Source organism: Paraburkholderia sp. (genome assembly GCF_049581445.1).
GTDB lineage: Bacteria > Pseudomonadota > Gammaproteobacteria > Burkholderiales > Burkholderiaceae > Paraburkholderia.
The window spans coordinates 1-26,518 of the sequence record NZ_JBAURZ010000225.1; the positions used below are offsets into that span (position 1 = coordinate 1).

The following is a 26,518-nucleotide window of genomic DNA, read 5'->3' on the forward strand; positions in this document are numbered from 1 at the left end:
TGGGCGGCAATGTGCCGTGGACGCTGCATCACCAGCATTCGGATCACGAGATGCTGAAACCCGCGTCGCAGTGCAAGCCGATCGTGTACCCGAAACCGGACGGCAAGCTGACGTTCGACCGGCTCTCTTCCGTGTTCATCTCGAACACCAATCACGAAGAGAACCAGCCGGCTCACCTGACGCTGAAAGATCCGACGGTGCCGGTGAACGTGAACCTGAACACCTATGCGGGACCGGAATCACGTTACTGCCCGGCGGCTGTCTATGAGTTCGTGAAGAACGACGATGGCAGCGAGCGTCTGGTGATCAACGCGCAGAACTGCGTGCACTGCAAGACGTGTGACATCAAGGATCCGACGCAGAACATCGTGTGGGTCACGCCTGAGGGCGGTGGTGGGCCAAACTATCCGAATATGTGAATCCGTGACCGGCACGGCCGCGCGGGTTCCCAAACTTTTCGATCGAGGAGACGAGTCTATGACTAGGGAAGTGGTGGTGGTTGGCGGTGTGCGTACCGCAATCGGCAAATTCGGCGGCAGTCTGAAGGACTTTGCGCCCACCGAACTGGGCGCCGCCGTCGTGCGCGAAGTGCTGGCTCGAACCGGCGTGGAAGCCAAGGAGGTTGGCCACGTTGTGTTCGGCAATGTGATTGCGACGGAGCCGAAGGATCTGTACTTGTCGCGCGTCGCGGCGATCAACGCTGGCATTCCCGATTCAACCCCCGCTTTTAATGTCAACCGCCTGTGCGGTTCCGGGTTGCAGGCAATCGTCTCCGCTGCGCAGACCATTCTGCTCGGCGACGCCGAAGTCGCGATCGGCGGCGGCGCGGAGAACATGAGCCGCGCGCCGTACATCTCAACCGACACGCGCTTTGGCGCGCGCATGGGTGACACGCGCCTCATCGACACGATATTGGGCGCGCTGAACGATCCGTTCCATACCGTGCCAATGGGCATGACCGCCGAGAACGTCGCCCGCAAGTTCAGCATCTCACGCGCGCAACAAGACGAACTCGCGGTTCAATCGCATCGCCGTGCGGAGCGAGCCATCCAGGAAGGCCGTTTCAAGAGCCAGATTGTGCCGATGGTGCGCACGGTCAAGGGCCGCGAGGTGGTGTTCGACACGGACGAACATGTACGCAATGACGCAACGCTCGACGATTTCGTGAAGCTCAAGCCCGTCTTTGCAAAGGAGAACGGGACGGTGACGGCAGGTAACGCGTCAGGCATCAACGACGCTGCTTCAGCCGTTCTGCTCATGTCTCGCGATGCGGCTGAGCGGCGCGGCATTCAGCCAATGGCGCGTCTTCTCGCCTATGCCCATGCGGGCGTCGATCCGCAGTACATGGGCATCGGCCCGGTGCCGGCGACTCGGCTTGCGCTCCAGCGTGCCGGTCTTTCCGTCGAGGATCTCGATGTCATCGAGGCGAACGAGGCGTTCGCGGCCCAGGCGTGCGCGGTGACGCAGGAACTCGGGTTCGACCCGGCAAAGGTGAATCCCAACGGCTCGGGTATCTCGCTTGGCCATCCAATCGGCGCGACGGGTGCCGTGATAACCGTCAAGGCGCTTCATGAGTTGCAGCGTATCGGCGGACGCTATGCGCTCGTCACGATGTGCATCGGCGGCGGTCAAGGCATTGCCGCCATCTTCGAAAACCTTCGCTGAATGCGAGACGTCGCGCTTTTCGCGCAGGGAAGAAATCTATGACAATCGAAAAACTGGGCGTGATCGGTGCGGGGGCGATGGGTAACGGCATCGCACAGGTCGCCGCCGTTGCGGGCCTCGACGTGGTGATGATCGACGTTACGGATGCAGCGCTCGCGAAAGGGATCTCGACGTTGACGGCAAGTCTCGGGCGTCTCGTCGAGAAAGAGAAACTCGCTCCTGCGGCGCGCGACGTAGCGCTTGCGCGAATCGAGACATCGATGGACTATCGCCGTCTCGCAGCCGTCGATATCGTGGTCGAAGCCGCAACCGAAAACCTCGATGTTAAGGTCAGTATTCTTAAACAGATTGAGTCGGTTGCACGCCGAGATGCCATCATCGCGTCGAACACTTCGTCAATCTCGATTACGGCACTCGGCGCGGCGATTGCTGAACCGTCGCGTTTCATCGGCATGCATTTTTTCAATCCTGTTCCGCTGATGCCGCTTGTCGAAATTATCCGGGGCCTGCAAACGAGCGCAGCCACCGCGGAGGCGGTGCGCGAACTGACCGTTCGACTCGACAAGTCGCCGATCGGGGTCACGAATTCCCCTGGTTTTGTGGTTAACCGTATTCTCGTGCCGATGATCAATGAGGCGTTCTTCGTACTGGCCGAAGGCGTCGCCACCGCCGAGGAAATCGACGCCGGAATGAAATTAGGCGCCAGTCACCCTATCGGTCCGCTCGCGCTCGCGGACCTGATCGGACTCGATGTGTGTCTTTCGGTGATGAACGTGTTCCTGAGTGATTTCGGGGACTCGAAATACCGCGCGTGCCCGTTGCTACGCGAACTGGTGGCGGCTGGTCGCCTTGGCCGGAAAACCGGTTGGGGAGTTTATCGATACGCTTAGCCCGGAAGACTGCGAACAAAGCCAGATGCCGTTCAGTTAAACAACTGAACGGCATTTTTGTTTGGCGCACATCAATCTGGCTGCCCCGGGGTTTACACGAGCTGGCGCCAAATATGAAAAAAATGGCGCTAAAACTAAAATCCGTTTTCCGCGCTGCCATATAGTTGATGCCAAGGCGATCGCTCATGTTGAGCGTCCAGCACAGAGCGAACGCTCTCGAAACGGGTTCTGCCAAATGATGGCAATGAGGCATGACGCGATCTCAGCACCTTGTGATCGCTTTACTATCCAACAGGAGCAACAGACATGCAATTCCTAGACGACTCCCTGCTGCCGGAACACCAGGAAAAGTTGGTCATTCAGGTTGCGCCGTACGGACCACAATGGGTTCCCGGCGATTCGGACGATATTCCGTTGACGATGGACCAGCAGGTCCAGAAAGCCGTGGACTGCTATAACGCCGGCGCGACCGTGCTGCACGTCCATGTGCGGGAGGCCGACGGGAAGGGCAGCAAGCGTCTGTCGATGTTCAACGAGATGCTGGCGCGTCTGCGCGAAGCCGTGCCGAAAATGGTGCTGCAAGTCGGCGGCTCGATCTCGTTCGCTCCTGAAGACGACGGGCAGGCGGCCAAGTGGCTCAGCGACGACACGCGCCACATGCTTTCCGAGCTGAACCCGAAGCCGGATCAGGTGACGGTCGCGATCAACACCACGCAGATGAACCTGATGGAGCTGATGCGAGAGGAAGACTACGCCGGCACCTCGTTGGCCGATCCGGCCATGCAGGCGGCGTATCGCGACATGGTCGTCCCCTCCAATCCGTCGTGGCACGAAGAGCACATCAGGCGTCTGGTCGCCAACGGCATTCAGCCGCATTTCATGCTGGGCACCATGACAAGCCTGGAAACCGTCGAACGTATGATTCGTTCGGGGGTCTACAAGGGGCCACTCATTCTGAACTATGTGGCGATTGGGGGCGGCGCGGCGGGTCTGCACCCGGCCGACATGCTCGAGTTCGTTCGCCGTACGCCGGACGGTGCGGTGCTGACGCTTGAATCGCTCAATCGAAATGTCGTGCCAATGACCACGATGGCCATCGCTCTAGGATTGCATGTGCGTGTCGGTATCGAGGACACGTTGAATGGTCCCGATGGCAAGCGCGCGACGTCGGTCCAGCAGATCGAGAAGATGGTGCGCATCGCTCGTGAACTGAACCGCGAGATCGCCACCGGCGAAGATGCTCATCGCATCTACCAGACGGGTACATTCTGGAAGAGCACCGACGAGACCTTGAGTAAGCTCGGGATGGCGCCGAATCGTGCGCCCGGCGTAAGAAGCGTACCGTTGCGCGCAGCGTAAAGCAGGAGGCCGGGGCCGGGTCCAAATGCCCTCATGCCGGAGACATCAATGAACCTGTATCCCCCCGAACACCAGACTGCTGATCGCGACGACTATCTCGTCAGTCGCCCACGCGCCTGGTTTGCGTTCGCCATGACGTTTGCGTTGATGCTGTTCGATTACATCGATCGCCAGGTCGTCGTTTCGCTGTTCCCCCACCTGAAGCTCGCCTGGAGTCTGTCCGACAAACAGCTCGGTGCGCTCGTGTCGATCATTTCCATCGTCGTTGCGCTGGGTGGGCTGCCGGTGGCGCTCCTGGCCGACCGGTTCAGTCGGGTCAAAAGCATTTTCGTCATGGCCTCGCTCTGGAGTCTGGCGTCCATCTCGTGCATGTTCGCGAGTAGCTACGGAGCGATGTTCGCCGCGCGTGCGATGGTCGGCGTGGGTGAAACGGGTTACGGTTCAGTCGGCGGGGCGATGCTCGCCACTTTGTTTCCTCGACGCTTGCGCTCGACGCTCCAGGGGGGCTTGCTGGCGGCGGCGTCGATTGGATCGGTGCTTGGGGTGCTAGTGGGCGCCGAAGTCGCCAAGTACTGGGGATGGCGTGCGGCGTTTGGCGTGGTCGGGGTGCCCGGCCTCGTGCTGGCCGTCCTGTATCTGCTGGTGCCGGATTACAAAACCGTTGAGCTGACGCCCCGCGCGGGGCAAGCGCGCTCGTCGGCGTTGGCCACCGTCCGTCAGGTCGTGGGAACGTTGCTCGGCTCGGCGACGATCTGGTGGACGTGCCTGGGCGCGGCATTTCAGCTGATCGTGATATCGACGATCTGGTCCTGGCTGCCGAGCTATTTCATGCGGTTCCATGCGGTTGCCCCGGATCGGGCAGCGCGGGAAGCGGCCCTCGTCGTCCTTTGCGGTGCGCTTGGCGGAGTCATCTGGGGATATGTGGCCGATCGCCTGGGTGCCCGAGGGCATACCAGGAAGTTCGTCATGGTTGCATTACTTGCCGTGGTGACGTTCGTCGTCTTCCTGACGGCTTTCACGGTGGCTGCTTCGTCGCCGCATCAATTCCTGCTCGTCGCATTAGGCGGATTCCTGATGACCTGCACGCTGGCGCCGTCCGCGGGCGTGATCTATGACGTCGTTCATCCCGGCGCCCGCGCGACCGGCGCTTCGGTTCTGTCGCTGTTCCAGAACCTCTTCGGTCTCGCCGTCGGTCCGGTTCTGGGTGGGTGGTTTTCCGATATGTGGGGCCTGCAAACGGCGCTCGCGATCATGCCGGCGTTCGGCATCGTTGCGGCGATCTGTTTCCTGCGTGCCCGGCGTACCTATGAATCCGACATGGCTCGAGTTCTCGGGGTTCACGTGGATGCGGCAGCGTCCGACGTGTCGCCGACACCGGTATCGGCTTGAACCTCCTGGCCATGCGTCATGTCGTCGAAATTTGGCTTCTCTCTTTAGACTCGCGATGAACCACTCCAGTCCTCTTCTTCAGTCACCTGAACGGCATTCGACGGCGCAGGACATGCCGGCCTGGGTGCCGTCAGCCGAAACCGTTGTTTCGGCACGCGTCACGGAATTCATGCAATGGCTATCGTCCGGACGCAAATTGTCGTTTGGCGACTATGACGAATTGTGGCGCTGGTCGGTCGACCATATAGACGCGTTCTGGTCGGCCGTATGGGATTGGGCGGAAATCATCTCCGCCGAGCCACGTGGTGATGCGTTGGTCGACGCTGCCATGCCGGGAGCGAAATGGTTCCCCGGCGTGCGGATGAATTACGTCGAGCAGGTGTTCCGTCACGCTGACCTGACCACGCCCGCCATCGTGTTTCGCAATGAGGCAGGCGAGCAATGCGAGCTCAGCTGGACGGAGGTGAAGCGGCAAGTCGCTGCACTCGCGGCTTCGTTGCGGCGCCTAGGGGTGAAGCGAGGCGACCGTATCTCGGCCTTCATGCCCAACACGCCGGACACGATCGTGGCTTTCCTCGCCGTGGTGAGCGTCGGTGCGATCTGGTCGGCCTGTGCGCCTGACATGGGGCAGCTTGCCGTGCTGGATCGCTTTCGCCAGATCGAGCCCAAGGTCATGATCGCGGTCGACGGCTATCGTTACGGCGGCAAATCCTACGATCGCCGTGAACTGCTGCATGCGTTGCTCAGCGAGCTGCCGAGCGTGGAGCACGTTGTCCTGGTGCCCAATCTCGATCCGCACGCGAGCGCCGGCGTCTTTGAGCACGGAATAGATTGGGCTGACGCAATCGATGGCAATGCGCCGCTTGAGGTCGACGAGGTTCCGTTCGATCATCCGCTCTGGATCGTCTATTCGTCAGGCACGACAGGCTTGCCCAAACCGATCGTTCATTCACATGGCGGAATCGTGCTTGAGCATGTCAAGCTCACGACGCTGCATCTGAATCTGCGCCCGGGCGACCGATTCCATTGGAACGCGAGCACGGGATGGATCATGTGGAATCTGCAGGTTGGCGGGCTGCTTGCAGGCGCAACGGCTTGCCTGTACGACGGCAATCCCGGCTTTCCTGACATGAACGCGTTGTGGCGTTTCGTCGGCGAAGCGCAAATCAACTTTTTCGGTGCCGGCGCCGCGTATTTCCAGAGCTGCCTCAAGGCCGGTGTAGAGCCGCGCAAGGTGGCGGATCTTTCGCACCTGCGGGCGGTGGGATCGACAGGCTCTCCGTTGGCGCTGGAAGGTTATCGCTGGATTCTCGATTACGTTGGTGATGTGTGGATCAACGCGTTGTCCGGCGGCACGGACTTTGCCGGTTGCTTTGTCTCCGGTGTGCCGACGCTGCCCGTCTATCTCGGCGAAATGCAATGCCGCTGCCTGGGTGCCCGCGTAGAGGCGTTCGATGAGTCAGGCAAGGCACTGATCGACCAGGTCGGCGAACTGGTCTGTACCGCGCCTATGCCGTCGATGCCGCTCTATTTCTGGAACGACGCAGGTGATCAACGCTACCGCGACAGCTACTTCGATACCTACCCGGGAATCTGGCGGCACGGCGACTGGGTTCGCATCACGCCGCGAGGAGGCGCAGTCATTTACGGCCGTTCCGATGCCACCATCAACCGCTACGGCATCCGTATGGGGACGAGCGAGCTTTATCGTGCGGTGGAAGACCTTGCCGAGGTGCTGGATAGTCTGGTCGTCGACCTCGAATACCTGGGGCGCGAGTCGTACATGCCGTTGTTCGTGGTGCTGCGCCCGGGCGCGGAATTGAGCGCGGAGTTGACCGCCACGATTCGGGACCGAATCAAGGCGGCGCTGTCCGCACGGCATGTGCCGAATGAAGTGCTTCAGGTGGCCGCCATTCCACGCACGCTGTCTGGAAAAAAGATGGAGCTGCCGATCAAGAAGCTGCTGCTTGGGCATCCGGTCGAGACCGTCACAAACCCGGACACGATGGCGAATCCGGACAGCCTGACCTGGTTCCGGGCGTTTGCGCTCGAGTGTGTGGAACGATTGGGCGACCAGCACAAAGCCACGCCGGGACAGTAGCGCCGGCGATCGCGGAAACATCGCGGTTGCGTTCGAAATTCTGCTGGAGGTCGTCAGTCATGTCACGTCGTATCCCAATCGCACCTGTCGGAGAATTGAATCCGGGGCAGCGCAGGCTCGTGTTTGTCGATGGAAGGAGCATTGTCGTCTTCAATATCGACGGCAAGGTCTTCGCCGTCGACAACTCGTGCCCGCACAACGGCGCTTCGTTGGCCAGCGGTCAACTGGAAGGACACGTCCTGCGCTGTCCGGCGCACGGGATGCGCTTCGATCTGCGGGATGGCCTCGATCGGGAGGTCTCGGGCCTGTGTCCGAAGAAATTTCCCGTTCAGGAGCATGACGGGCAGTTCGTGATGTGTGTCGACGCCCCTTGCCCGACGGGTTGAAACCGGCTCGCGTTATCCAGTATTACTAACAAAATTGCTTCCCGTGCGGGATGGAGATACCTATGCAAGAGAATCTGGTAGCCGCGACGCCGTCGGCTTATATCTATCCACTTTTGATCAAGCAGTTGCTGCTCAACGCGCGAAGCGTCCATGGCGACCAGGAAATCACGTATCGAGGCGAATTGCGCTACCGCTTCCGCGATTTCGATCGTCGGATCTGCAGGCTCGCGTCGGCGCTGACGTCACTCGACGTTCGGCACGGATCAACCGTCGCAGTGATGGATTGGGATAGCCATCGCTATCTCGAAAGCTATTTCGCCATTCCGATGATGGGGGCAACGCTCTTCACGGTGAACGTCCGGTTGTCGCCGCAACAGATTCTCTACACGCTGAACGATTCCCAGGCCGAAGTCGTTCTGGTTCATGCAGAATTTGTCGAAACCCTCACGCAGATCTGGGAGGATCTGCGGTTCGTGCGCCGCGTGATCGTTCTGGCGGACGGTCAGCCCATGCCGAAGACTGACCTGCCGGTTGCCGGCGAGTACGAGGCATTGCTGGAGCAGGCATCGCCGGAGTTCACGTTCGGCGAGTTCGACGAGAACACGAAGGCCGCAGTTTTCTATACGACGGGAACGACAGGCGATCCGAAAGGGGTCAGCTATAGCCACCGCAACATCGTTTTGCATGCGATGTCGACCGCGATGAGCCTGTGCGCGCCGCGCGACGGGCAGCGGCTGCATCGGGAAGACGTCTACATGCCGATCACGCCGATGTTTCACGTTCTCGCGTGGGGGATGCCGTATATCGCGATCATGCTCGGGCTCAAGACCGTTCTGCCCGGTCGCTATGTGCCGGAGACATTGCTGCAGTTGCGCGAGACGGAGAAGGTCACGTTTTCTCACTGCGTGCCGACGATCCTCCAGATGCTGTTGCAGGCCGCGCCGAATGGGGAAAACACGCTGTCTGGGTGGAAGCTGATCATCGGCGGATCGGCGCTCTCGCCCGCGCTTTGCGACGCGGCGATGGCGCGTGGCATCGACGTGTTCACCGGCTACGGCATGTCGGAAACCGGGCCGATCGTCGCGCTTGCACAGTTGTCGCCCGGGTTCGCGTCGAGCAACTGGGCCGACACTGCGGCCAATAATCAGAAGGAAATACAGATGCGATGCTCGACCGGGCGCCCGGTTGCGATGGTCGACTTTCGCGTCGTCGACGAAAACATGAACGACGTGCCGCGCGATGGCGAGAGTCCGGGAGAAATCGTTCTGCGTGCGCCATTCCTGACGCTCGGCTACAACAACAAGGCACAAGCGTCTGAGGAATTGTGGGCGGGCGGTTATCTTCACACGCAGGACATCGCAGTGATGCATCCGGACGGATTCGTGCAGATCGTCGACCGCATCAAGGACGTGATCAAAACGGGGGGCGAGTGGGTGTCGTCGCTCGAAGTGGAGCGCTTGATCTCGCTGGTGCCGGGCGTTGTCGAGTGCGCGGTGATCGGCGTGCCGGACGCAAAATGGGGCGAACGCCCAATGGCGCTGGTCGTGGACCGCGCGGGAGGGGGACTGAAGGCGTGCGTCGTCCGCGAGCACCTGATGGCGCATGTGGAGACGAACCGCATCAGTCGCTACGCAGTGCCCGAGGAAAACCGCATCGTCTTTGTCGAGGAAATTCCGAAGACGAGCGTCGGCAAGATCGACAAAAAATTGCTTCGCAAAATGGCCGCGTAGCAGCGGGCCACCGCCGGGCCGTCCGTTGAAGCGGGGAGACGACGGGGGTTAATCGGGTGATCGACGTGTCGCGTGCGTCGAAGATCCAGGGAGCAGGGATCGGACAACCGCGGAATGTCCTTCCATCTCATGTGCGGTGCGCGTTTCGCCACAATTTTGGAGCCATGCCGAATCGTCGCGTGAACCATTGGGTGAAGCACGCGTGTCTGGTGTATCCGAGCAGCTCGGCAACTCTCCCAATCGAATATCGTTCGTTGCTCATATAGCGAATCGCCAGGTCGTGACGCACTTCATCGACCAGATTCGAGAATGTCGTGTCCGCATTTCCGAGGTGGCGTTGCAGCGAACGGACGCTCGTGTGCAATTGATTTGCGACGTTTTCGATATCCGCCTGCGCGACGGGCAGCAGCAGGTAAATCGCGTTGCGAACCTCTGCATCGATGGTCGGCGAGCCTTCCACGTCGACTGATTTCGCCAGTCCTTCCGCATATCGCACGAGTTCCGGATCGGCCATCGGATTCGGCTGATCCAGGTCGCTGTCGAGACAGATCAACCCGTTGAAGCCGCTTTCGAAATTCACAGGGCAACCGAAGTAGCGCCGGTGATCTCGAAGATCCGGCGGTGCAGAATGCGTGAAATTGACACTGACCGGCCTCCAGTTCGGGCCGAGTATCGCCGCGCAAGTACGCGTCAACACGCCGATCGCAAGTTCCATCGTTTGTCGGGGCCATTCACCGGTAACGCACGGAATCTCTTCGCCGATCAAGACCTTCGATCCGGTCGTTTCAACGTAGAGCCCGAGTGCATCGTTCAACAGGTGACGGTATTTCAGCATCGCGAGGAGCACTTCCCGCAGCGTGCGCTTGTGCGCCAGCAGGAGGCCGATGACCCCGAAGTCGAAGGCCGTTCGCGCCCGGGCCATCTGCAGACCGAAGGACATACAACCGGATTCGGCTGCAGATGCCTCGAGCAGGCTGCAAACTGCCGTGAACGGAATGCGCTGCTCCCGGTTCAGCAGCATGGCCGGATCTAGCCCGAACTTTCGCATCAGGTCGTGCGCGGGCAGTCCGTGTCGAAGCGCTACCTGGATGTAGTGCGTCAGTGCAGCCGCCCGGGCCTTGGGTTCATTTCCTGTCGCTGGATTGCGCTGCAGAGTTGCCATGAGATGCGGCCTCGGGGTTTATACGAACTGGCGCTAAAAATGAAGAAAACGGCATGAAAACTAAAATTCAATTTTCGGGCTGCCCATATAGTAGCTAACAACGGCTCGTCGCGCCGCTCGTGCGTCTGTAGATGACCTCGATAAGGGGCCGGCGTGGCGGCGACATACGATGCCCTGCATCGACAACAGATGATTCATGGAGAGGTTCACATGCCACACGCAATTCGCCTTTACAACATTGGCGGTCCGGAAGTACTCAAGCTCGAAGACGTAGCGGTCGGCGAGCCGGGGCAGGGACAGGTGCGGGTCCGACATAGCTATATCGCAGTCAACTTCATCGACATCTACCACCGCACCGGCTATTACCCGATGCAACTGCCGGGCGGCCTGGGTTCGGACGCTGTCGGTGTCGTCGAGGCGGTCGGGCCGGGCGTGACCGATATCAAGGTCGGAGATCGCGTTGGCTATCTGGGGGGCCCGCAAGGCGCCTATTCCGACGTTCGCGTGATGCCCGCTGAGGTGCTGATTCCGCTGCCCGACGGCATTTCGGATCGCACGGCGTCGACCCTCATCATGAAGGGCCTGACGGCTCAATATCTTTTCCGTCAGGTTTATCCGTTGAAGGGTGACGAGACGATTCTGTATCACGCGGCTGCCGGCGGCGTCGGCCTGATCGCCTGCCAGTGGGCGCGCGCGCTCGGGGTGACGATGATCGGTACCGTCAGCAGCGACGAAAAGGCGGAAATCGCCAAGGCTAATGGCTGCACGCATACGATCGTCACGTCGCGCGAGAACATCGCGGAACGCGTGCGCGAGCTCACGGACGGAAAGGGCGTGCCGGTCGTCTTCGATTCCATCGGCAAGGACACGCTGCAGGCGTCGTTAGACAGTCTGCAGGTGCGCGGCACGCTCGTCAGCAACGGCACGAGTTCCGGCCCCGTGCAGATCGATGCGCTGACGCTTGCGCTCAAAGGTTCGATCTGGTTCACGCGTCCCGCGATGGTGCACTACGCGAAGCCGCGGTCGCACATGCTATCGATGGCGCAGGAGCTGTTCGGTCTGGTGCTCGATGGCAAGATCAAGAGCGAGCCGAAGCAGACTTTTGCGCTCGCGGATGCTGCAGACGCGCATCGCATGCTCGAGTCGAGAAAGACGACCGGCGCGACGGTGCTGGTTCCTTGAGGTCGCAACAATCAGCGCCGAGCTCGAAAAGTAAATGATGGGAGGCATACCGTGATGCATATCGAACAACTGACCTACGCGCTGGGCGCCGAACTGACGGGTGTGCAGCTGGCGGATGCTCTCCACGACGAGGAGCTGTTCGCCGAGATTCGCGCGGCATTGCTCAAATATCGTGTTGTGTTTCTGAGGGATCAGGATTTCAGTCCTGCGGCGCACGTGGCGTTTGCCCGACGATTCGGCGAGCTCGAGGATCATCCGGTTGCGGGCAGCGATCCGGAGCATCCGGGTCTGGTCCGTATCTACAAGACCCCGGATCAACGACCGGACCGCTACGAAAATGCATGGCACTCCGATGCCACCTGGCGGGAAGCACCGCCATTCGGTGCGGTATTGCGGTGTGTTGAATGTCCTCCGGTTGGCGGAGATACGATGTGGGCAAACATGGTACTGGCTTATGAGAATTTGCCCGACGACATCAAGGAAAAGATTGCCAATTTGCGGGCCCGCCACAGTATCGAAGCCACCTTCGGTGCGTCGATGCCGATGGAAAAGCGTCTGGCGCTCAAGGCGCAATACCCGGACGCAGAGCATCCGGTCGTGCGAACGCATCCGGAAACCGGGGAGAAGGTGTTGTACGTGAATGTCTTCGCCACGCACTTCACCAATTTCCACACGGCGGAACATGTCCGCTATGGGCAGGACGCGAATCCTGGTGGTGGGGAATTGCTGCGCTATCTGATCAGTCAGGCGTACATCCCGGAATATCAGGTGCGTTGGCGCTGGAAGCCCAACAGTGTCGCGATCTGGGATAACAGCGCGACGCAGCACTACGCGGTGATGGATTATCCGCCGTGCTATCGAAAGATGGATCGTGCCGGAATCACCGGCACCAAGCCGTACTGATTTGTGCCGATCGGCAAGAAGACTGAGAACCTGCCAGATGGAACCGACAATCGTCATCGTACCCGGGCTGCGTGACCACGTGGCTGAACATTGGCAAACGCTGCTGGAAGCAATGCTGGGCAACGCCATCTCGGTGGAGCCGCTTGAGCGCGACAAGCTGAGCTGCGCGGCGCGCGTCGCCGCGCTCGACGCTACATTGGCTGGCGTCGACGGCCCCGTCATTCTGGTGGCGCACAGTGCCGGCGTCATGATTACCGTGCATTGGGCGCAAACGCATCGACGCGAGATCCATGGCGCGTTGCTTGCCACGCCACCGGACCTCGAGACGCCGCTGCCGCACGGGCACACATCGAGGGATGTTCTGGAGCAGAACGGCTGGCTACCGATTCCGCGTAACACGCTGCCATTCCCCAGCATCGTCGCCGCGAGCCGCAATGATCCGTTGGCGAGTTTCGATCGTGTCGTCGAGATGGCCGCGAATTGGGGAAGCCGCCTGGTCGATCTCGGAGACGTGGGTCATTTGAACCCGGCGGCGGGGTTTGGCGAGTGGCCGATGGCGAAAGAATTGATCCGATCACTGCGTTGACTCGACGCTCTCGGGCGCCGATCACGACGGATGTCGCGAGAAGACGAAGGCACTCGCAATTTCCGGTCGATCCACCCGGCGCAACATCACGGCGGCGTTCGCAGCCTACGTTGCCAATTCAACCGTTTTCATTTCCACCAAGGAGACAATCGTGCAATTTCTCGATGATTCGCTGCTGCCCGAAAATCAGGAGCCGGTGGTCATTCAGGTCGCTCCCTACGGCCCGCAGTTTCTGCCCGGTGATTCGGACGACATTCCTGTCAGCATGGACGAGCAGGTCCAGAAGGCAGTGGATTGCTACAACGCCGGCGCCACCGTATTGCACGTGCACGTGCGAGAGGCCGACGGCAAGGGCAGCAAACGGCTCTCGATGTTCAATGAGTTGCTGGCCCGGTTGCGCGATGCCGTGCCCAGGATGATCCTGCAGGTCGGCGGTTCCATTTCGTTCGCGCCGGAAGACTCGGGGCAGGCCGCCAAATGGCTGTCGGACGACACGCGACACATGTTGGCCGGTCTCGATCCTAAGCCGGACCAGGTGACGATCGTTGTCAACAGTGCCACGATGAACATCACCGAACTTCATCCCAAGGAAGAATTCGAGGGCACTTCCCTTGCTGAGCCCGCTCTCTTTGAAGCCTATCGCAACATGTCGTACGAGGCCGGTCCGCTGTTCGTGGAGGAGCACCTCAAGCGACTTCAGGCCGCCCGCATCCAGCCGCACTTCATGGTCGGGCAGATCGCCAAACTGGAGTCGATTGAGCGGCTGATCCGTCGTGGCATCTACAAGGGGCCGCTACTGGTGAACTGGGTCCAGCTTGGTGGCGGATCCGAGGGACCGAATCCCCGCAACTTGCTGGAGATGATCAATCGGCTGCCGGATAACGCGGTCTTTACCGTCGAATCCTTTATGCGCTACGTGCATCCGCTGACGACGATGGCCATTGCGATGGGATGTCATGTGCGTTGCGGTATCGAGGACACGCTATGGGGCCGCAAGGGCGAGAGGATGACGTCGGTGCAGCAGGTCGAGCGTCTGGTGGATATGTCGCGCAGTTTGTATCGCGAGGTGGCGTCCGCTGAAGAAGCTCGTCGAATCTACCGGATCGGGGAGTGGTACGACTCCACCGATGAAACGCTCATGAAGATTGGCTATCTCCCGAACCGGAAAAACGGCGTACTCGGGCAACCCTCGTGGGTTGCCTAGAAAGCTGAATCGCCGGTGGGCGTGAGTGCTCCGATCACCCATCGCTCCCGGCGAGACGTCGAGATTCCGCCCTTTATGTTCACGCGGAACAGGCAGACTGGCAATCGTTTTGATTGCATTTAAGGCGGAGGATCCGGCAGCTATAATTCGGTATCCTCAGAGAAAGTAAAGGCGGTGGCCGTGTCAGCCGAGATCGATGATCCCGGTTCGTGCGGAAATCGGCAAACATCAGACCGGCGCACCCGGCAATCATATAAGGCACAGGAGACGTCAATGAAACTGAAATGGAGCGGTGTAGCGGTACTCGCGATATTCGCCGGCGCGGCTCATGCGCAGTCGTCGGTCACGTTGTACGGCGTGATCGATGCGGGCCTCATCTATCAGAGCACGTCGGCGTCGTCGTTCGCGCCGACCGCCCACAACAACGGGCACGTGTTCGCCTACAAGGATGCGGGCATCTATTCGAGTTTCTGGGGCATCAAGGGGACCGAGGACATCGGTGGCGGCTACAAGGTCAACTTCAAGCTGCAGGGGGTGTTCAACAGCGGCAATGGCAAGCTCGGGCTGGCCGACACGACGGGCGGTACCGCGGTGTTCAACCAGCAGACAACGGTCGGTATTTCCGGACCGTTCGGCTCGTTCGACGCCGGGCGCCAGTTCACGCCGATGATCTACGCGATGGCCGATACCGACGTCCGCGCAGCACAATACTTCGGCAGCGTCCTGACTGCCTGGCTCGGACTGAACCAGGCCGCTGGCTGGCCCGGGACAAACTCGAACGTGCCGATCGGCGCGCTGTACGACAGCAACGCGCTCGTCTACCAGTCGCCGAAGTTCTACGGCACGTCGCTCGGGCTCGAGTACGCGCCGGGCGGCGTGGCGGGCCAGATTCAGGGCGGCACGCGCGAATCGGCGGTGCTCAGGTATTCGAATTACGGCCTCAACCTGGCCGCCGTCTACTACAACGCGCACGACACGAACCTCGCGGCGGCCACGCCGACCGGCCTCGACAACAACCGGCTCTACTATTTTGGCGCGAAGTACATCTTCCGAGGCGTATCGGTGTCAGCGTCATACGGGATAGGCAAGAATCCGTCTAACCTGATCCATGCGGATTACGAAATGATTTCAGGTGGTCTCGGTTATCAGTTCAACCCGTTCTTCCGGATCACGTCTGGCTTCTACTACCTGAAGGACCGCAACAATTCGGCGAACCATTCGAGTGAATACGCGGTGGGCGCGGAATACAACCTGTCGGCCCGCACGACGGTCTATGCACAGGTTGGGTACGTCGCGAACCGCGGGACGATGAACCAGACGATCACGTACGGCGAGCCCGTCGCGCCGGGTGTGTCGACCACGGCCGCGATGATCGGCCTGCGTCACAGCTTCTGATGAATAGCAATCGAAACGGAGAACAACGATGAAAGTGATGGACGGACTCAGGGCGGCATTCGGCGTTGCGATCGCCGCGGCGTCGATTGGCGCGTGGTCGCAGGACGGCGCGTCGGCGGGAGCATCGGCTGGCACGGCGGCGACAGCTTCTGGCGGCATGACGGCCAAAGAGGCGCGGCAGGCGAACCGGGCGCTGAGGCGCAAGGTGTACGCGGCGCTCGCGAAGCACAAGGAGATCGACGCGGGCGACATCAGCATCACCGCGAAAGGCGGCGCGGTGCTGCTCAACGGAACGGTCGATGAGGCGTCGCAGATCAACACCGTCGCGGAGGTCGCGAAGGGCGTCGCGGGTGTAACGTCGGTGACGAACAAGCTTTCGATCCGGCGACCACTGTATCAGTAGCAACTGACCTGGGAATGCCAGGGAGCTGAAGAAAAAGGGGCGATCGATCGCCCTTTTTTCGTTTTCTCGCGCCATTGAATCTATCGATACCAACGGGCAGGCGCCTTGAGTCGAAAGCAACAAAGCGGACAGTCTGGTCGGTTTGGATGTTTTCCGGCAGGTATGGGCGGACTTAGCATTTGATCTCCAGCACTGAATACGTGAGATCACTATGCGAATACTCGCAGCGCTTCCAGCAGGAATTGACGCCGACTTCATCAAGGCGGGAAAGCCGATCTGGGATCAGGTTATCGGTCGCAGCGGCGCGACCGCCGAATAGAACGCCACATGCCAGGAGACAGATATGCTTTCACATGAAGACAATCAACGCTACATGAATGTCGAGCCAGGTTGGCCGCTGCATGAAATGGGCAAGTGCTACTGGGTCCCTTACCTGCGAGCGGAGACGCTGGAGACCAACGGTGCGCCGCACAAGATCGAACTGTTCGGCGAAAGGTACGTCAGCTTTCGCGCGGCTGATGGCCGTCTCGGGTTCTTCGACGAGCAATGCCCGCATCGCGGTGCTTCGCTTCACCTGGCAAGGAACGGTGACAACGCACTGACTTGCATCTTCCACGGCTGGAAGTTTGACGTTGCTGGGCATTGCGTCGCCACGCCCACAGAGTCGAAAGCGGACTTCTGCAAAAACGTGAAGCTCAAGGCCTATCCAGTTCGTGAAGCAGGTGGCGTTTGCTGGGTCTACCTTGGTCCCGGCGAGCCTCCGGCATTCCCCGACTATGACTTTTTCCATGCCCCGGCCACGCACCGTCGCGCACGGGTAGGGTACACGGAATCGAACTGGACCCAGAACCTCGAGACACTGCTGGACTCCGCGCACATAGGAATTCTCCACGCCAACCTGGCCGGGGGAACCCAAGGACCTGCGAGCGCAGTGGCCATTCAGGGGATTACGGCGCCTGAACTGAAAGTTGTTCCTACGCCCTACGGCTTCCAGGCCTATTCCCAGCGCCCCCGTCCCGACGACACGAGTTACCTTCGCGTCACGGAGTACGTCGCGCCGTTCACGGTGCTCAATGGTGCGACGCGCGATACTGAGGAAGGCCGCTTACTCATGATCATTCCGATCAACAACCGGCGAACAGCCTTCTGGCGCATGGAGTGGGATTTCACGCATGACCAGAAGTGGTGGCGCGACAAATACGCCCAGCAAGGCCTGCTGTCCATGTACATGCCCGATGCGGATGACTTCATTTCCCCGCTGCTCGATCGGAACGACGCGCGATTCGGACAACAGCGCGACGCCATGAATCTGAACAACTGGTCCGGCTTCAACAACCTGATCGCAGAAGATCTGGCGGTTGCCGAGAGCGTCCCCGTGATTGATCGGACGCGCGAGAACCTTGGTGCTAGCGATCTGGTGATCGCCAGGATGCGCCGTCTGCTACTCGATGGATTGAAGCAGTTTGCTGGCGGTGCGCACCCCTATGGACTCGGCCCGCAAGGCAACGGCACGGGTATCCCCTATCGGGATTTGCGTGGGACGGCTGAAGTCATCCAGGCAGGCGAAGACGCGGCCAGATTCCATAACGAGATACTTCGCGAGGAACGAATCCAGGCGCGATCCGCTTGTTCTTCGAAGGTCTAGTGTCCTGCCTGCCAACCGCTTCAAGTTACAAAACACGATATGAACACACTGAACGAAACCCACGACCCGGACCTGCAGTCCTGGGTCGAATCGGCCAACAGCGCCAGCACGGATTTCCCGATCCAGAACTTGCCATTCTGCGCGTTCCGCCGCAAGGGGAGCCGGGAGCGTTATTGCGTCGGTGTCGGGATCGGGGACTTAGTCCTTGACGTCATCGCCGCATTGCCGGCATTCGAGGGGCTGGCCCGCGAAGCGGCTGTAACGTGCGCAAACGAAAGCCTCAACGCATTGATGGCGCTGTCACCCGCGCACTGGTCCGCACTTCGCCTTCAACTGTCCCGGATCTTGCGGGCGGATTACGTAGATCGTGCGATGCTGCAGGAATGTATGGTGCGGCAAGACTCCGCCGAATTCATCGTGCCGGCGAAGATCGGCGATTTCACCGATTGCCTGGCTTCCCTGCATCATGCGACCAAAGCAGCACGCATCGTGCGACCGGACAATCCGCTGCTGCCTAACTTTCAGTGGCTGCCCATTGCTTACCACGGCCGTGCATCGTCGATCCGTGTGAGTGGACATGCCGTTACCCGACCCCATGGGCAAACGAAAGCCGCTTCCTCGGAGCAACCTTCGTTCGGGCCGTGCAAGAACCTGGACTTTGAACTCGAACTCGGCCTCTACATCGGCGGGAAATCCGATATGGGTACCGCAATCCCAATCGATGAAGTCGACAAGCACATCTTCGGCCTGACACTTCTGAACGACTGGACGGCGCGCGACATGATGGTGTGGGAGTTCCAGCCTCTAGGCCCGTTCCTCTCGAAGAACTTTGCGACGACCGTGTCGCCCTGGGTTGTCACCCTGGAAGCACTGGAGCCTTTTCGCCAGACGTGGTTTCGCGCTCACGAAACGCCTGCTCCGCTGGCTTACCTCGACTCCGCACTCAATCGCGAACGCGGTCAGATCAATGTTGAGCTGGAAGTGAGCCTCCTCACATCGAAGGCGGCAGCACAGGGGCTCGCGCCGGAGGTGCTGTCTCACAGCAATCTGGCTGATGCCTACTGGACGATCGGTCAACTCGCCACCCACCATGCATCGAATGGATGCAACCTCGAAGCGGGGGACCTGATCGGAACCGGCACGCTGTCTGGACCCGCGTTGACGGAATCCGGCTGCTTGCTGGAAATGAACGAAGGAGGACGTCGCGAGATTGTCTTGGGCAACGGGGAGCGCCGCACATACCTGCTGGATGGCGACACGGTGGTGATGAGGGCGCGTTCAGACGCGCCGGGATACCGATCGATCGGCTTCGGCGAAGTTGCGGGCACAGTTCTGCCAGCGCGACGGTAGGGAGCCACATTCGTTTCACCGCATTTGCCATGAGCGGAGCGCCCGTTGCCACCGAGAATGAATCCATGAATACACTTCAAGCCAAACTCCACGCTATCGAATGGCTCGCCACTGGCATTCATGGCTTCGATTTGCGGCCAGCAGATGGCGCTGCATGGCCTGCCGCAGCAGCAGGTTCGCACCTGGACGTTCACCTTCCGAATGGCCTCGTGCGCAGCTACTCGTTGGTCAATGCGCCCGGCGAGTGCCACCGATACCTGATCGCGGTGAATCGCGAGCAGTCGGGTAGAGGGGGATCGAGTTACCTCCATGATCTGCTGCGGGTCGGCCAGGTCCTGACAGTGTCCGAACCTCGCAATAACTTCCCGTTGAGGGAAGACGCACAGTATTCGGTCCTGATCGGCGGCGGCATCGGAATCACGCCCATCTGGAGCATGCTTCAGCGCCTCTCGCAGATCGGAGCCCCGTGGACGTTGCACTATGCAGCGCGCGCTCGCGAAAGCGCCGCGTTCGTCGAGCACATCGAATCACTAGCTGCAGCCGCAGGAGGCACGGTGCACTTGCATTTCGATACAGGTGCAAGCGACAAGCGGATTGAACTGCGCCCGATTGTCGAATCAAGCCCACCAGATGCCGACTTCTATTGCTGCGGCCCCGTGGGCATGTTGGAGGCGTTCGGAGTCGCCACGGCGCATTGTGAGCCAGCCCGCGTGCATCGGGAGTACTTTGCCGCGCCAGCGGTTGCCCCGGTCGCGGCCCCGGCCAGAGCAGACGATGCTTTCACCGTTCGCCTGGCTAAAGCCGGCAAAATAATTCCGGTGCTTCCCGGGACATCGATTCTCGACGCGGTGCTGCAAGCAGGGGTCGAAGTCTCGTACTCCTGCATGAGTGGCATCTGCGGCGCATGTGTGACCCGCGTGCTGAGCGGTGTTCCGGATCACCGCGACCTGGTCCTGTCGGATCTCGAGCGAGAGGCGGCCGACAAGATGATCATCTGCTGCTCGCGCTCGAAGACCTCTGAACTCACGCTGGATCTGTGAACGCAGAGGCTGCGAAGTAGCTTACTGGACCTCCAATGCCATCTGGGAGAGCTTCTCGTGATCCACGATCGAGATACGGCCGTAGTGAACGTGTATGGCGCCCGCCGTCGCCATGTCGTGGAGCACACGATTCACAACCTGCCGGCGGGTGCCAAGCATCGTTGCAATCTCGTCTTGGGAAAGATTAATGTCGGGGTTGGAGCGTCCACGTCCACTGCGCGCTTCGATGGACTGCAGCAGGCCTGCGATCCTTGCCTGGGTGGAGTTGGCCGCTGCGCTGGCATGCATATGCAATGCCTTGATGTATCGCCCGTCTAGAGCGGCGAACAATGAGAACGAAAAGCGCCCATTGGCAGCAACCATATTGCGCAGCAGGTCTGCAGGGATTCGAACGAGAACGGTTCTCTCCTTGCAGATCGCGGTATAGATGTGAGGTTTTTGCGCAATCGCAGGCCCCAAGCCGTGAAAATCGCCAGCGAAATGCAGGCCTGCCGTGAAACTTCGCCCCGAAGGCATATCCAGCGACAGGTTCATGGAGCCCGAAACGACGAGGTGCAAGTAACTGGCCGTGTCGCCACTGCGAATCACGCATGTGCCGGGCTCGACCACTAGCGCGTCGGCGCTCTGGATCAGGCGCGAGATGGCCTCATCTGGCCAACCGTTGAACAGTTCTGACTGCGTGATCGCCAGCCGCACAAGCGAGTTATTCATGGAAGCTGCACCTCGTTGCGTATGCGTCGGATCTTCGAGCGATGTCATGCGCACCGAGTCTCAGGTCGGTTGAGTGAAATGAATCATACGCTACGATTCATTTCAGCAGGTGCTGCTCGAAAAGACGTGGTTTCCCTAATGTGACAACTGCTGCAGCGCGGCATCAGAAGGGGCGGCGGCGCGGTACCCGCAAATTGATGGAATGTACCGTATGTTGCTTTTCGACTTGGCGATGGATAGAGCGGAACCCGGTGTTGATTCATATTGCAATGGTTCGTGTTCCGTTTTGCAGCAAACCGGCCACGGGGCGGTGTTGGTATGAGTGCATTTGCGGTCGAAAGAACGAACGGATCAACCGGCCGAACGCAATCCATATTTCAGTGCGCAGCAGACCCATAAACTAGGGAGACACTCTTGGACATATCAGCTAGCGCCCCGACTTCCACCGCGATTGAAGAGGCATCCAAACCGTTTCCGATTTCTCGTCGCTACGCTCTCACGGTGTTTGCGCTTATCTATTGCATGATGCTCTCCGACTACATGTCGAGGCAGGTGCTGAACGCGGTATTTCCGCTACTTAAGCGGATGTGGGTGATGTCAGACTCGCAACTCGGTTCGCTCAGTGGCGTCGTTCCGCTCATGGTCGGCATCCTGGTAGTCCCGCTGTCTGCTCTCACGGATAGATTTGGACGCGTTCGCGGTATCACGGCGATGGTGAGCGTGTGGAGTATTGCAACGATTGCCTGTGCTGTTTCGTCCAGCTACGGCGAAATGCTTGTAGCACGGTTTTTCGTGGGGGTTGGCGAGGCTGCATACACGGCCGCCGGAGTGGCGTTGATCATGGGGTTGTTCCCTAAACAGGTTCGAGCGACCCTGGTCGGGGCGTACTCGTCAGGCGTGCCGGTCGGCACCGTTTCCGGTGTTGCTCTGGGTGGATTTATCGCCGAGCGATTTGGCTGGCGCTGGTCGTTCGCGATCATGGCTGCATTCGGTCTATTGGTGCTCGTGATCTTTCGGTGCATCTGCTCAGACAAAAAGATTGAGAAGATGAGAAGCGGTGTCGATGGCTTCCAACTGACACGCCCGGCACGGGGGAGCTTTCGAAAGGACGTCTTCAGTATTCTCTCGTCTCGCTCGATTCTCTACGCCTATCTCGGCTGTGGGGTACAGGCGTTCGTCGATGCGTCGATGATTGTCTGGCTCCCGGCATTTCTGAACCGATACTATGGACTTGGCGTCGGAAAAAGCGCTGGCCTGGCTGCTTCGCTTGTCATCTGTAACGCCGTTGGCCGCCTTTTCTGTGGTGTGATTTCCGATGTGGTGAGCAAAGACGCCCCAAACAAACGATGGACTGTTGCGATCATTACCAGTGCCGGAATGTGCGTGATATTCCCGGTTGCGTTCCAGTTGCACGTGGGCACTCTTCAACTTGCGATGATTGGCTTGGGGCTGTTCCTGTCTGCCGGAGCCATCGCCCCTACGGCCGCAATCGTCACAACCTTGACGCCTCCGTCGGTTTATGCAACGGTCATTGCGGTTCTGACGCTGTCGCTCAACCTCCTCGGATCCTCGCCGGGGCCGTTTCTGACAGGTGTTCTTGCCGACAAGCTTACGCTCCAAGGTGCGCTGCAAGTCATTCCGCTATTTTCCGTTATCTCCGTCGTGGCTTTCGTGAACGGAGCGCGACATTACAACGCGGACCGCAAACGCATTTCCGAGTAGGCGGGAGCAATGCGAAGGAAGGTTAGCCGTTAAACCGACGCAACGCACTTTTTTCTCTGGCGTCGGCTTTTCCCGAGCAACGCCGACGACAAGCCGCTGCGTAGGAGCTGGCTTCCGAGGCTCGAAAGGATAGTCGAGCGGAGAGTGGTCTCACGCGTGCTATTCCGTTCAACGATCAGGCCGATTACGCCACGCGTCTTACCTGAAGCTAATTACGTGCGAGATTTCGATAGAACGATGGTGTAACTAAAATACTTCGTAGTACATACTAAATTATAAGTTTATGAACATAAAATGGCAGAGGAGACTTTAATGAAACTGAAGTGGAGCGGTGTAGCGGTACTCTCGGTATTCGCCGGCGCAGTGCATGCGCAGTCGTCGGTCACGTTGTACGGCGCGATCGATGCGGGCCTCATCTATCAGAGCACGTCGGCGTCGTCGTTCGCGCCGACCGCTCACAACAACGGGCACGTGTTCGGCTACAAGGATGGGGGCATCTATTCGAGTTTATGGGGTATCAGGGGGACCGAGGACATCGGTGGCGGCTACAAGGTCAACTTCAAGCTGCAGGGGGTGTTCAACAGCGGCACCGGCAAGCTTGGACTGGCCGACACGACGGGCGGTACCGCGGTGTTCAACCAGCAGACGACGATCGGCCTCTCCGGACCGTTCGGCACATTTGACGTCGGGCGCCAGTTCACGCCGATGACCTATGCGATGGCCGATACCGACGTCCGCGGGTCGCAGTTCTTCGGCAGCACCCTCACTGCCTGGCTCGGACTGAACCAGGCCGCCGGCTGGGCCGGGACGAACACGAACGTGCCGATCGGCGCGTTGTACGACAGCAATGCGCTCGTCTATCAGACGCCGAAGTTCTACGGCACGTGGGCCGCGCTCGAGTATGCGCCGGGCGGCGTGGCGGGTCAGATTCAGGGCGGCACGCGCGAGTCGGCGGTGCTCAGGTATTCGAACTACGGCCTTAATCTCGCGGCGGTCTACTACAACGCGCACGACACGAACCTCGCGGCGGCCACGCCGACCGGCCTCGACAACAACCGGCTCTACTATTTTGGCGCGAAGTACATCTTCCGAGGCGTATCGGTGTCAGCGTCGTACGGGATAGGCAAGAATCCGTCTAACCTGATCCATGCGGATTACGAAATGATCTCGGGCGGTCTCGGTTATCAGTTCAGCCCGTTCTTCCGGATCACGTCCGGCCTCTACTATCTGAAGGACCGCAACGATTCAGCGAACCATTCGATTGAATACGCGGTAGGCGCGGAATACAGCCTGTCGAAGCGCACGACGGCCTACGCGCAGGTCGGGTACGTTGCGAACCGTGGGACGATGAACCAGACGATCACGTATGGCGAGCCTGTTGCGCCGGGTGTGTCGACCACGGCCGCGATGATCGGCCTGCGTCACAACTTCTGAAGAATCGCAACCGAAACGGAGAACAACGATGAAAATAATGAGTGTGCTCAGGGTTGGACTCGGCGTTGCGATTGCGATGGTATCGATCTGCGCGTGGTCGCAGGAAAGCGCATCGGCTGGCTCTACGATGACAGCTTCTGGCGGCATGACGGCCAAAGCCATGCGGCAGGCGAACCGGGCGCTGCGACGCAAGGTGTACGCGGCGCTGGCGCTGCACAAGGAGATCGACGCGGGCGATATCGGTATCACCGCGAAAGGGGGCGCAGTGATGATCAGCGGCACGGTTCCGGAGGCGTCGCAGATCAATACCGTCACCGAGGTTGCCAGGGGCGTCGCGGGTGTGACCTCGGTGACCAGCAAGCTCACGATGCAGCGACCGTTCGACCAGTAGTGCGACGTCCACACCGGGTTAGTTTAACCAGGCAACCGGCCAATGGATTTGAACGTGATTTACGCCTGCAAGCCGGAAGTGATCGGCCCATGAACGAAGCGATTCTTAAGCATCGCGATGGAGCGGTGCAGGTTCTATACCTCAACAACCCGGCCGCGCGCAATGCGCATACTTGTGAGTCGTGCGCGACCCTTCTGGCCGCGCTGGCTGAAGCGCAGGCCGATCCCAGTGTAGGTGCGATTGTTCTGACTGGCCTTGGCAATGCCTTCTGCATTGACGGCGATCTGGACCGGCATGCGCAACGACCTGGGACGCCGTTGCTGGAGCGTCGCGCGGGAATCGACTGCCTACACGACCTGAACTGCTCGATTCGCGGTTGTAGCAAACCGGTGATTGCCGCCGTCGAAGGTTCAGTGTTCGGCGCGGGTTTGTCGCTTGCGCTCGCGTGCGACATGCTGGTCGCCGCTCGCAATGCGTCTTTCTCGCTGGCGGATGAAAACGTCGGCCTTGCGCCCGCCGACAGAATCAGCGCGCTCGTAACCGAATTCATTTCACGGCAAGTGATGACGGAACCAGGGCCGGCGGATGCGAGTGTCACGGCCGAACGCCTGCATGGGCTGGGCGTCGTCAACCGTCTTTCTGAGCCGGGAAGCGTGCTTGGCGAGGCGATCTCCATGGCGATGACATTCGCGAGCGGGCCGCCGCAAGTGATCGCCCGGATCAAGACGTTGTGTCGCCACGCTGGCGAGAATACGCTCGAAGCGCGAACGGAACTCGAAGCCCGGCCTGTGATGGAGTCTGTCACCCGTCACTGATACTCAGGCTGGCCAGCCGTTCACGTAACGAGGGACCTGTTATGACGATCATCTCTCCAGGTGCGCGTCGCGATGTATAGAAGAGTCGTCCTGACAGAGCGACGAATCGTAACAAAGAAGACAATCGAGCGGTGTAATCCGTCGACTGCACCGTGCGTCAAAGCCAGAATTCCGAAATCAACTTCAGGATATTGGAGCCGAATTCATGGCAGACGGAAACTTCAGGCTTGGGCGATTCCAGTTAGGTAACCAGATCGTCATCGGGCGACTGGACGCGAATGAAATCGACGTGATATGCGAGGGTGATCAGCTAGCCGCTGCGATTGCGTCCGAACTCGCAACTCGTGATCCAGTGAGGAGGGTTTCGCTTGACGAAGCGGTGATGTTGCCGCCTATCGATCCGGCCGCCCGCGCTTTTGCCGTCGCCATCAACTATCGCGCGCACGGCGCAGAGTCCAGTGCAAAGCCGCCAGAACGGCCACTGATTTTCTACAAGGCCCCATCGAATTTCGTGGCGCATGGATGCAACCTGAATCCAAACAAGACCGTCACGTCCAGGCTCGACTACGAGGGTGAAATTGCAGTAGTGATCGGCCGGACCTGCAAAGCGGTGTCTGCTAGCGACGCTTTGCACTATATCGCAGGCGTTTGCGCTTTCAACGACGGATCCGCACGCGACCTGGTGAAACTGTCGGCGGGCGCGGACTACTGGCCCGACTGGACAGCGGCAAAGGGGCTCGACGGCGCCTCCGCACTCGGCCCGACAATCACCTGCGGGCCAGGGGTCATCGACAGTCTGCGACGGCGGACGCTGACTGTGACCACACGCCTGAACGGCGAGGTCGCGCAAAAGGGCGATATGACCGAGATGATCTTTTCGACTGAGCAGATCATCGCGACGCTTTCTTCTTACATGACCTTGATGCCCGGAGACGTCATTGCGACTGGCACGCCGTCCGGTGTCGGTGCTGCGCGAAACCGCTTTCTTGATACCGGCGACGAACTCGAGATCGAAATCGGCGGACTGGACCCTTTGCACGTAAAGGTAGGTTGAT

At 59.9% G+C, this 26,518-nt stretch carries 24 protein-coding genes; 22 read left to right on the top strand and 2 right to left on the bottom strand.

Features of this window, described 5'->3' with window-relative positions; all coding sequences use genetic code 11:
- From WCA85_RS19255 to WCA85_RS19290, 8 genes are all read left to right on the top strand, one after another.
- On the top strand, nucleotides 1-419 hold a 419-nt coding region (locus tag WCA85_RS19255; protein ID WP_424066470.1), incomplete at its 5' end, for a 4Fe-4S dicluster domain-containing protein.
- Nucleotides 420-477: 58 nt separating this feature from the next.
- On the top strand, nucleotides 478-1,665 hold the full coding sequence (bktB, locus tag WCA85_RS19260) for a beta-ketothiolase BktB (RefSeq protein WP_424066471.1): 1,188 nt from the start codon (nucleotides 478-480) through the stop codon (nucleotides 1,663-1,665).
- Between the two features lie 38 nt (nucleotides 1,666-1,703).
- Nucleotides 1,704-2,555 carry a 3-hydroxybutyryl-CoA dehydrogenase gene (locus tag WCA85_RS19265; protein WP_424066472.1) on the top strand — a complete coding sequence of 284 codons (852 nt, stop codon included), beginning with the start codon at nucleotides 1,704-1,706 and terminating at the stop codon, nucleotides 2,553-2,555.
- 306 nt (nucleotides 2,556-2,861) lie between these two features.
- The gene (locus tag WCA85_RS19270) at nucleotides 2,862-3,914 is read left to right on the top strand and encodes a 3-keto-5-aminohexanoate cleavage protein (protein WP_424066473.1); all 1,053 of its coding nucleotides are present in this window, start codon (nucleotides 2,862-2,864) and stop codon (nucleotides 3,912-3,914) included.
- 48 nt (nucleotides 3,915-3,962) lie between these two features.
- Nucleotides 3,963-5,303, top strand: a complete 1,341-nt coding sequence (locus tag WCA85_RS19275) for an MFS transporter (protein ID WP_424066474.1) — start codon at nucleotides 3,963-3,965, stop codon at nucleotides 5,301-5,303.
- Between the two features lie 112 nt (nucleotides 5,304-5,415).
- Nucleotides 5,416-7,404, top strand: a complete 1,989-nt coding sequence (locus WCA85_RS19280) for an acetoacetate--CoA ligase (RefSeq protein ID WP_424066475.1) — start codon at nucleotides 5,416-5,418, stop codon at nucleotides 7,402-7,404.
- A gap of 59 nt (nucleotides 7,405-7,463) precedes the next feature.
- Nucleotides 7,464-7,790, top strand: coding sequence for a Rieske (2Fe-2S) protein (locus tag WCA85_RS19285; RefSeq protein WP_424066476.1), 327 nt, complete (start codon nucleotides 7,464-7,466; stop codon nucleotides 7,788-7,790).
- Nucleotides 7,791-7,852: 62 nt separating this feature from the next.
- The gene (locus tag WCA85_RS19290) at nucleotides 7,853-9,520 is read left to right on the top strand and encodes a fatty acid--CoA ligase (protein WP_424066477.1); all 1,668 of its coding nucleotides are present in this window, start codon (nucleotides 7,853-7,855) and stop codon (nucleotides 9,518-9,520) included.
- A gap of 127 nt (nucleotides 9,521-9,647) precedes the next feature.
- On the opposite strand, the gene WCA85_RS19295 is transcribed toward WCA85_RS19290, so the two are convergent.
- Nucleotides 9,648-10,682: an AraC family transcriptional regulator gene (locus tag WCA85_RS19295; RefSeq protein WP_424066478.1), complete on the bottom strand. Its 1,035-nt coding sequence runs from the start codon at nucleotides 10,680-10,682 to the stop codon at nucleotides 9,648-9,650.
- 210 nt (nucleotides 10,683-10,892) lie between these two features.
- On the opposite strand from WCA85_RS19295, the gene WCA85_RS19300 reads away from it, so the two are divergent.
- The 9 genes from WCA85_RS19300 to WCA85_RS19340 all read left to right on the top strand — a co-directional run bounded on the left by WCA85_RS19300 (nucleotide 10,893) and on the right by WCA85_RS19340 (nucleotide 20,390).
- Nucleotides 10,893-11,864, top strand: coding sequence for a quinone oxidoreductase family protein (locus WCA85_RS19300; protein ID WP_424066479.1), 972 nt, complete (start codon nucleotides 10,893-10,895; stop codon nucleotides 11,862-11,864).
- Between the two features lie 54 nt (nucleotides 11,865-11,918).
- Nucleotides 11,919-12,767 (top strand): TauD/TfdA dioxygenase family protein, encoded by an 849-nt coding sequence (locus WCA85_RS19305; protein WP_424066527.1) that lies wholly within the window; start codon nucleotides 11,919-11,921, stop codon nucleotides 12,765-12,767.
- Between the two features lie 37 nt (nucleotides 12,768-12,804).
- Nucleotides 12,805-13,353 (top strand): RBBP9/YdeN family alpha/beta hydrolase, encoded by a 549-nt coding sequence (locus tag WCA85_RS19310; RefSeq protein ID WP_424066480.1) that lies wholly within the window; start codon nucleotides 12,805-12,807, stop codon nucleotides 13,351-13,353.
- A gap of 151 nt (nucleotides 13,354-13,504) precedes the next feature.
- The gene (locus tag WCA85_RS19315) at nucleotides 13,505-14,557 is read left to right on the top strand and encodes a 3-keto-5-aminohexanoate cleavage protein (protein ID WP_424066481.1); all 1,053 of its coding nucleotides are present in this window, start codon (nucleotides 13,505-13,507) and stop codon (nucleotides 14,555-14,557) included.
- Nucleotides 14,558-14,830: 273 nt separating this feature from the next.
- Nucleotides 14,831-15,952, top strand: coding sequence for a porin (locus WCA85_RS19320; RefSeq protein WP_424066482.1), 1,122 nt, complete (start codon nucleotides 14,831-14,833; stop codon nucleotides 15,950-15,952).
- Between the two features lie 28 nt (nucleotides 15,953-15,980).
- The gene (locus WCA85_RS19325) at nucleotides 15,981-16,355 is read left to right on the top strand and encodes a BON domain-containing protein (RefSeq protein ID WP_424066483.1); all 375 of its coding nucleotides are present in this window, start codon (nucleotides 15,981-15,983) and stop codon (nucleotides 16,353-16,355) included.
- 343 nt (nucleotides 16,356-16,698) lie between these two features.
- Nucleotides 16,699-18,000 carry a Rieske 2Fe-2S domain-containing protein gene (locus tag WCA85_RS19330; RefSeq protein ID WP_424066484.1) on the top strand — a complete coding sequence of 434 codons (1,302 nt, stop codon included), beginning with the start codon at nucleotides 16,699-16,701 and terminating at the stop codon, nucleotides 17,998-18,000.
- A gap of 39 nt (nucleotides 18,001-18,039) precedes the next feature.
- Nucleotides 18,040-19,350, top strand: a complete 1,311-nt coding sequence (gene fahA, locus WCA85_RS19335) for a fumarylacetoacetase (RefSeq protein WP_424066485.1) — start codon at nucleotides 18,040-18,042, stop codon at nucleotides 19,348-19,350.
- Nucleotides 19,351-19,415: 65 nt separating this feature from the next.
- The gene (locus WCA85_RS19340; RefSeq protein WP_424066486.1) at nucleotides 19,416-20,390 is read left to right on the top strand and encodes a PDR/VanB family oxidoreductase; all 975 of its coding nucleotides are present in this window, start codon (nucleotides 19,416-19,418) and stop codon (nucleotides 20,388-20,390) included.
- A gap of 21 nt (nucleotides 20,391-20,411) precedes the next feature.
- On the opposite strand, the gene WCA85_RS19345 is transcribed toward WCA85_RS19340, so the two are convergent.
- Entirely contained in the window at nucleotides 20,412-21,149 is a 738-nt protein-coding gene (locus WCA85_RS19345; RefSeq protein WP_424066487.1) for a Crp/Fnr family transcriptional regulator, read from the bottom strand.
- A gap of 366 nt (nucleotides 21,150-21,515) precedes the next feature.
- Here WCA85_RS19345 and WCA85_RS19350 point away from each other — a divergent pair, with 366 nt between their 5' ends.
- The 5 genes from WCA85_RS19350 (at nucleotide 21,516) to WCA85_RS19370 (ending at nucleotide 26,517) form a co-directional block, all read left to right on the top strand.
- On the top strand, nucleotides 21,516-22,823 hold the full coding sequence (locus WCA85_RS19350) for an MFS transporter (protein ID WP_424066488.1): 1,308 nt from the start codon (nucleotides 21,516-21,518) through the stop codon (nucleotides 22,821-22,823).
- A 312-nt stretch (nucleotides 22,824-23,135) separates the two neighbouring features.
- Nucleotides 23,136-24,257: a porin gene (locus WCA85_RS19355; protein WP_424066489.1), complete on the top strand. Its 1,122-nt coding sequence runs from the start codon at nucleotides 23,136-23,138 to the stop codon at nucleotides 24,255-24,257.
- Nucleotides 24,258-24,285: 28 nt separating this feature from the next.
- On the top strand, nucleotides 24,286-24,648 hold the full coding sequence (locus WCA85_RS19360; RefSeq protein ID WP_424066490.1) for a BON domain-containing protein: 363 nt from the start codon (nucleotides 24,286-24,288) through the stop codon (nucleotides 24,646-24,648).
- A gap of 89 nt (nucleotides 24,649-24,737) precedes the next feature.
- On the top strand, nucleotides 24,738-25,463 hold the full coding sequence (locus WCA85_RS19365) for an enoyl-CoA hydratase-related protein (RefSeq protein WP_424066491.1): 726 nt from the start codon (nucleotides 24,738-24,740) through the stop codon (nucleotides 25,461-25,463).
- Between the two features lie 205 nt (nucleotides 25,464-25,668).
- Nucleotides 25,669-26,517, top strand: coding sequence for a fumarylacetoacetate hydrolase family protein (locus tag WCA85_RS19370; protein WP_424066492.1), 849 nt, complete (start codon nucleotides 25,669-25,671; stop codon nucleotides 26,515-26,517).
- Nucleotide 26,518 lies beyond the last annotated feature (1 nt).

Excerpts from the sequence above, each read along its gene's own strand:
- WCA85_RS19345 (WP_424066487.1), bottom strand. The coding sequence starts at position 21,149 with ATGACATCGCTCGAAGATCCGACGCATACGCAACGAGGTGCAGCTTCC.
- WCA85_RS19340 (WP_424066486.1), top strand. The coding sequence starts at position 19,416 with ATGAATACACTTCAAGCCAAACTCCACGCTATCGAATGGCTCGCCACT.
- WCA85_RS19330 (WP_424066484.1), top strand. The coding sequence starts at position 16,699 with ATGCTTTCACATGAAGACAATCAACGCTACATGAATGTCGAGCCAGGT.
- WCA85_RS19355 (WP_424066489.1), top strand. The coding sequence starts at position 23,136 with ATGAAACTGAAGTGGAGCGGTGTAGCGGTACTCTCGGTATTCGCCGGC.
- WCA85_RS19305 (WP_424066527.1), top strand. The coding sequence starts at position 11,919 with ATGCATATCGAACAACTGACCTACGCGCTGGGCGCCGAACTGACGGGT.
- WCA85_RS19295 (WP_424066478.1), bottom strand. The coding sequence starts at position 10,682 with ATGGCAACTCTGCAGCGCAATCCAGCGACAGGAAATGAACCCAAGGCC.
- WCA85_RS19290 (WP_424066477.1), top strand. The coding sequence starts at position 7,853 with ATGCAAGAGAATCTGGTAGCCGCGACGCCGTCGGCTTATATCTATCCA.
- WCA85_RS19320 (WP_424066482.1), top strand. The coding sequence starts at position 14,831 with ATGAAACTGAAATGGAGCGGTGTAGCGGTACTCGCGATATTCGCCGGC.
- WCA85_RS19325 (WP_424066483.1), top strand. The coding sequence starts at position 15,981 with ATGAAAGTGATGGACGGACTCAGGGCGGCATTCGGCGTTGCGATCGCC.
- WCA85_RS19265 (WP_424066472.1), top strand. The coding sequence starts at position 1,704 with ATGACAATCGAAAAACTGGGCGTGATCGGTGCGGGGGCGATGGGTAAC.
- fahA (WP_424066485.1), top strand. The coding sequence starts at position 18,040 with ATGAACACACTGAACGAAACCCACGACCCGGACCTGCAGTCCTGGGTC.
- WCA85_RS19365 (WP_424066491.1), top strand. The coding sequence starts at position 24,738 with ATGAACGAAGCGATTCTTAAGCATCGCGATGGAGCGGTGCAGGTTCTA.
- WCA85_RS19280 (WP_424066475.1), top strand. The coding sequence starts at position 5,416 with ATGCCGGCCTGGGTGCCGTCAGCCGAAACCGTTGTTTCGGCACGCGTC.
- bktB (WP_424066471.1), top strand. The coding sequence starts at position 478 with ATGACTAGGGAAGTGGTGGTGGTTGGCGGTGTGCGTACCGCAATCGGC.
- WCA85_RS19300 (WP_424066479.1), top strand. The coding sequence starts at position 10,893 with ATGCCACACGCAATTCGCCTTTACAACATTGGCGGTCCGGAAGTACTC.
- WCA85_RS19275 (WP_424066474.1), top strand. The coding sequence starts at position 3,963 with ATGAACCTGTATCCCCCCGAACACCAGACTGCTGATCGCGACGACTAT.
- WCA85_RS19270 (WP_424066473.1), top strand. The coding sequence starts at position 2,862 with ATGCAATTCCTAGACGACTCCCTGCTGCCGGAACACCAGGAAAAGTTG.
- WCA85_RS19310 (WP_424066480.1), top strand. The coding sequence starts at position 12,805 with ATGGAACCGACAATCGTCATCGTACCCGGGCTGCGTGACCACGTGGCT.
- WCA85_RS19370 (WP_424066492.1), top strand. The coding sequence starts at position 25,669 with ATGGCAGACGGAAACTTCAGGCTTGGGCGATTCCAGTTAGGTAACCAG.
- WCA85_RS19285 (WP_424066476.1), top strand. The coding sequence starts at position 7,464 with ATGTCACGTCGTATCCCAATCGCACCTGTCGGAGAATTGAATCCGGGG.
- WCA85_RS19360 (WP_424066490.1), top strand. The coding sequence starts at position 24,286 with ATGAAAATAATGAGTGTGCTCAGGGTTGGACTCGGCGTTGCGATTGCG.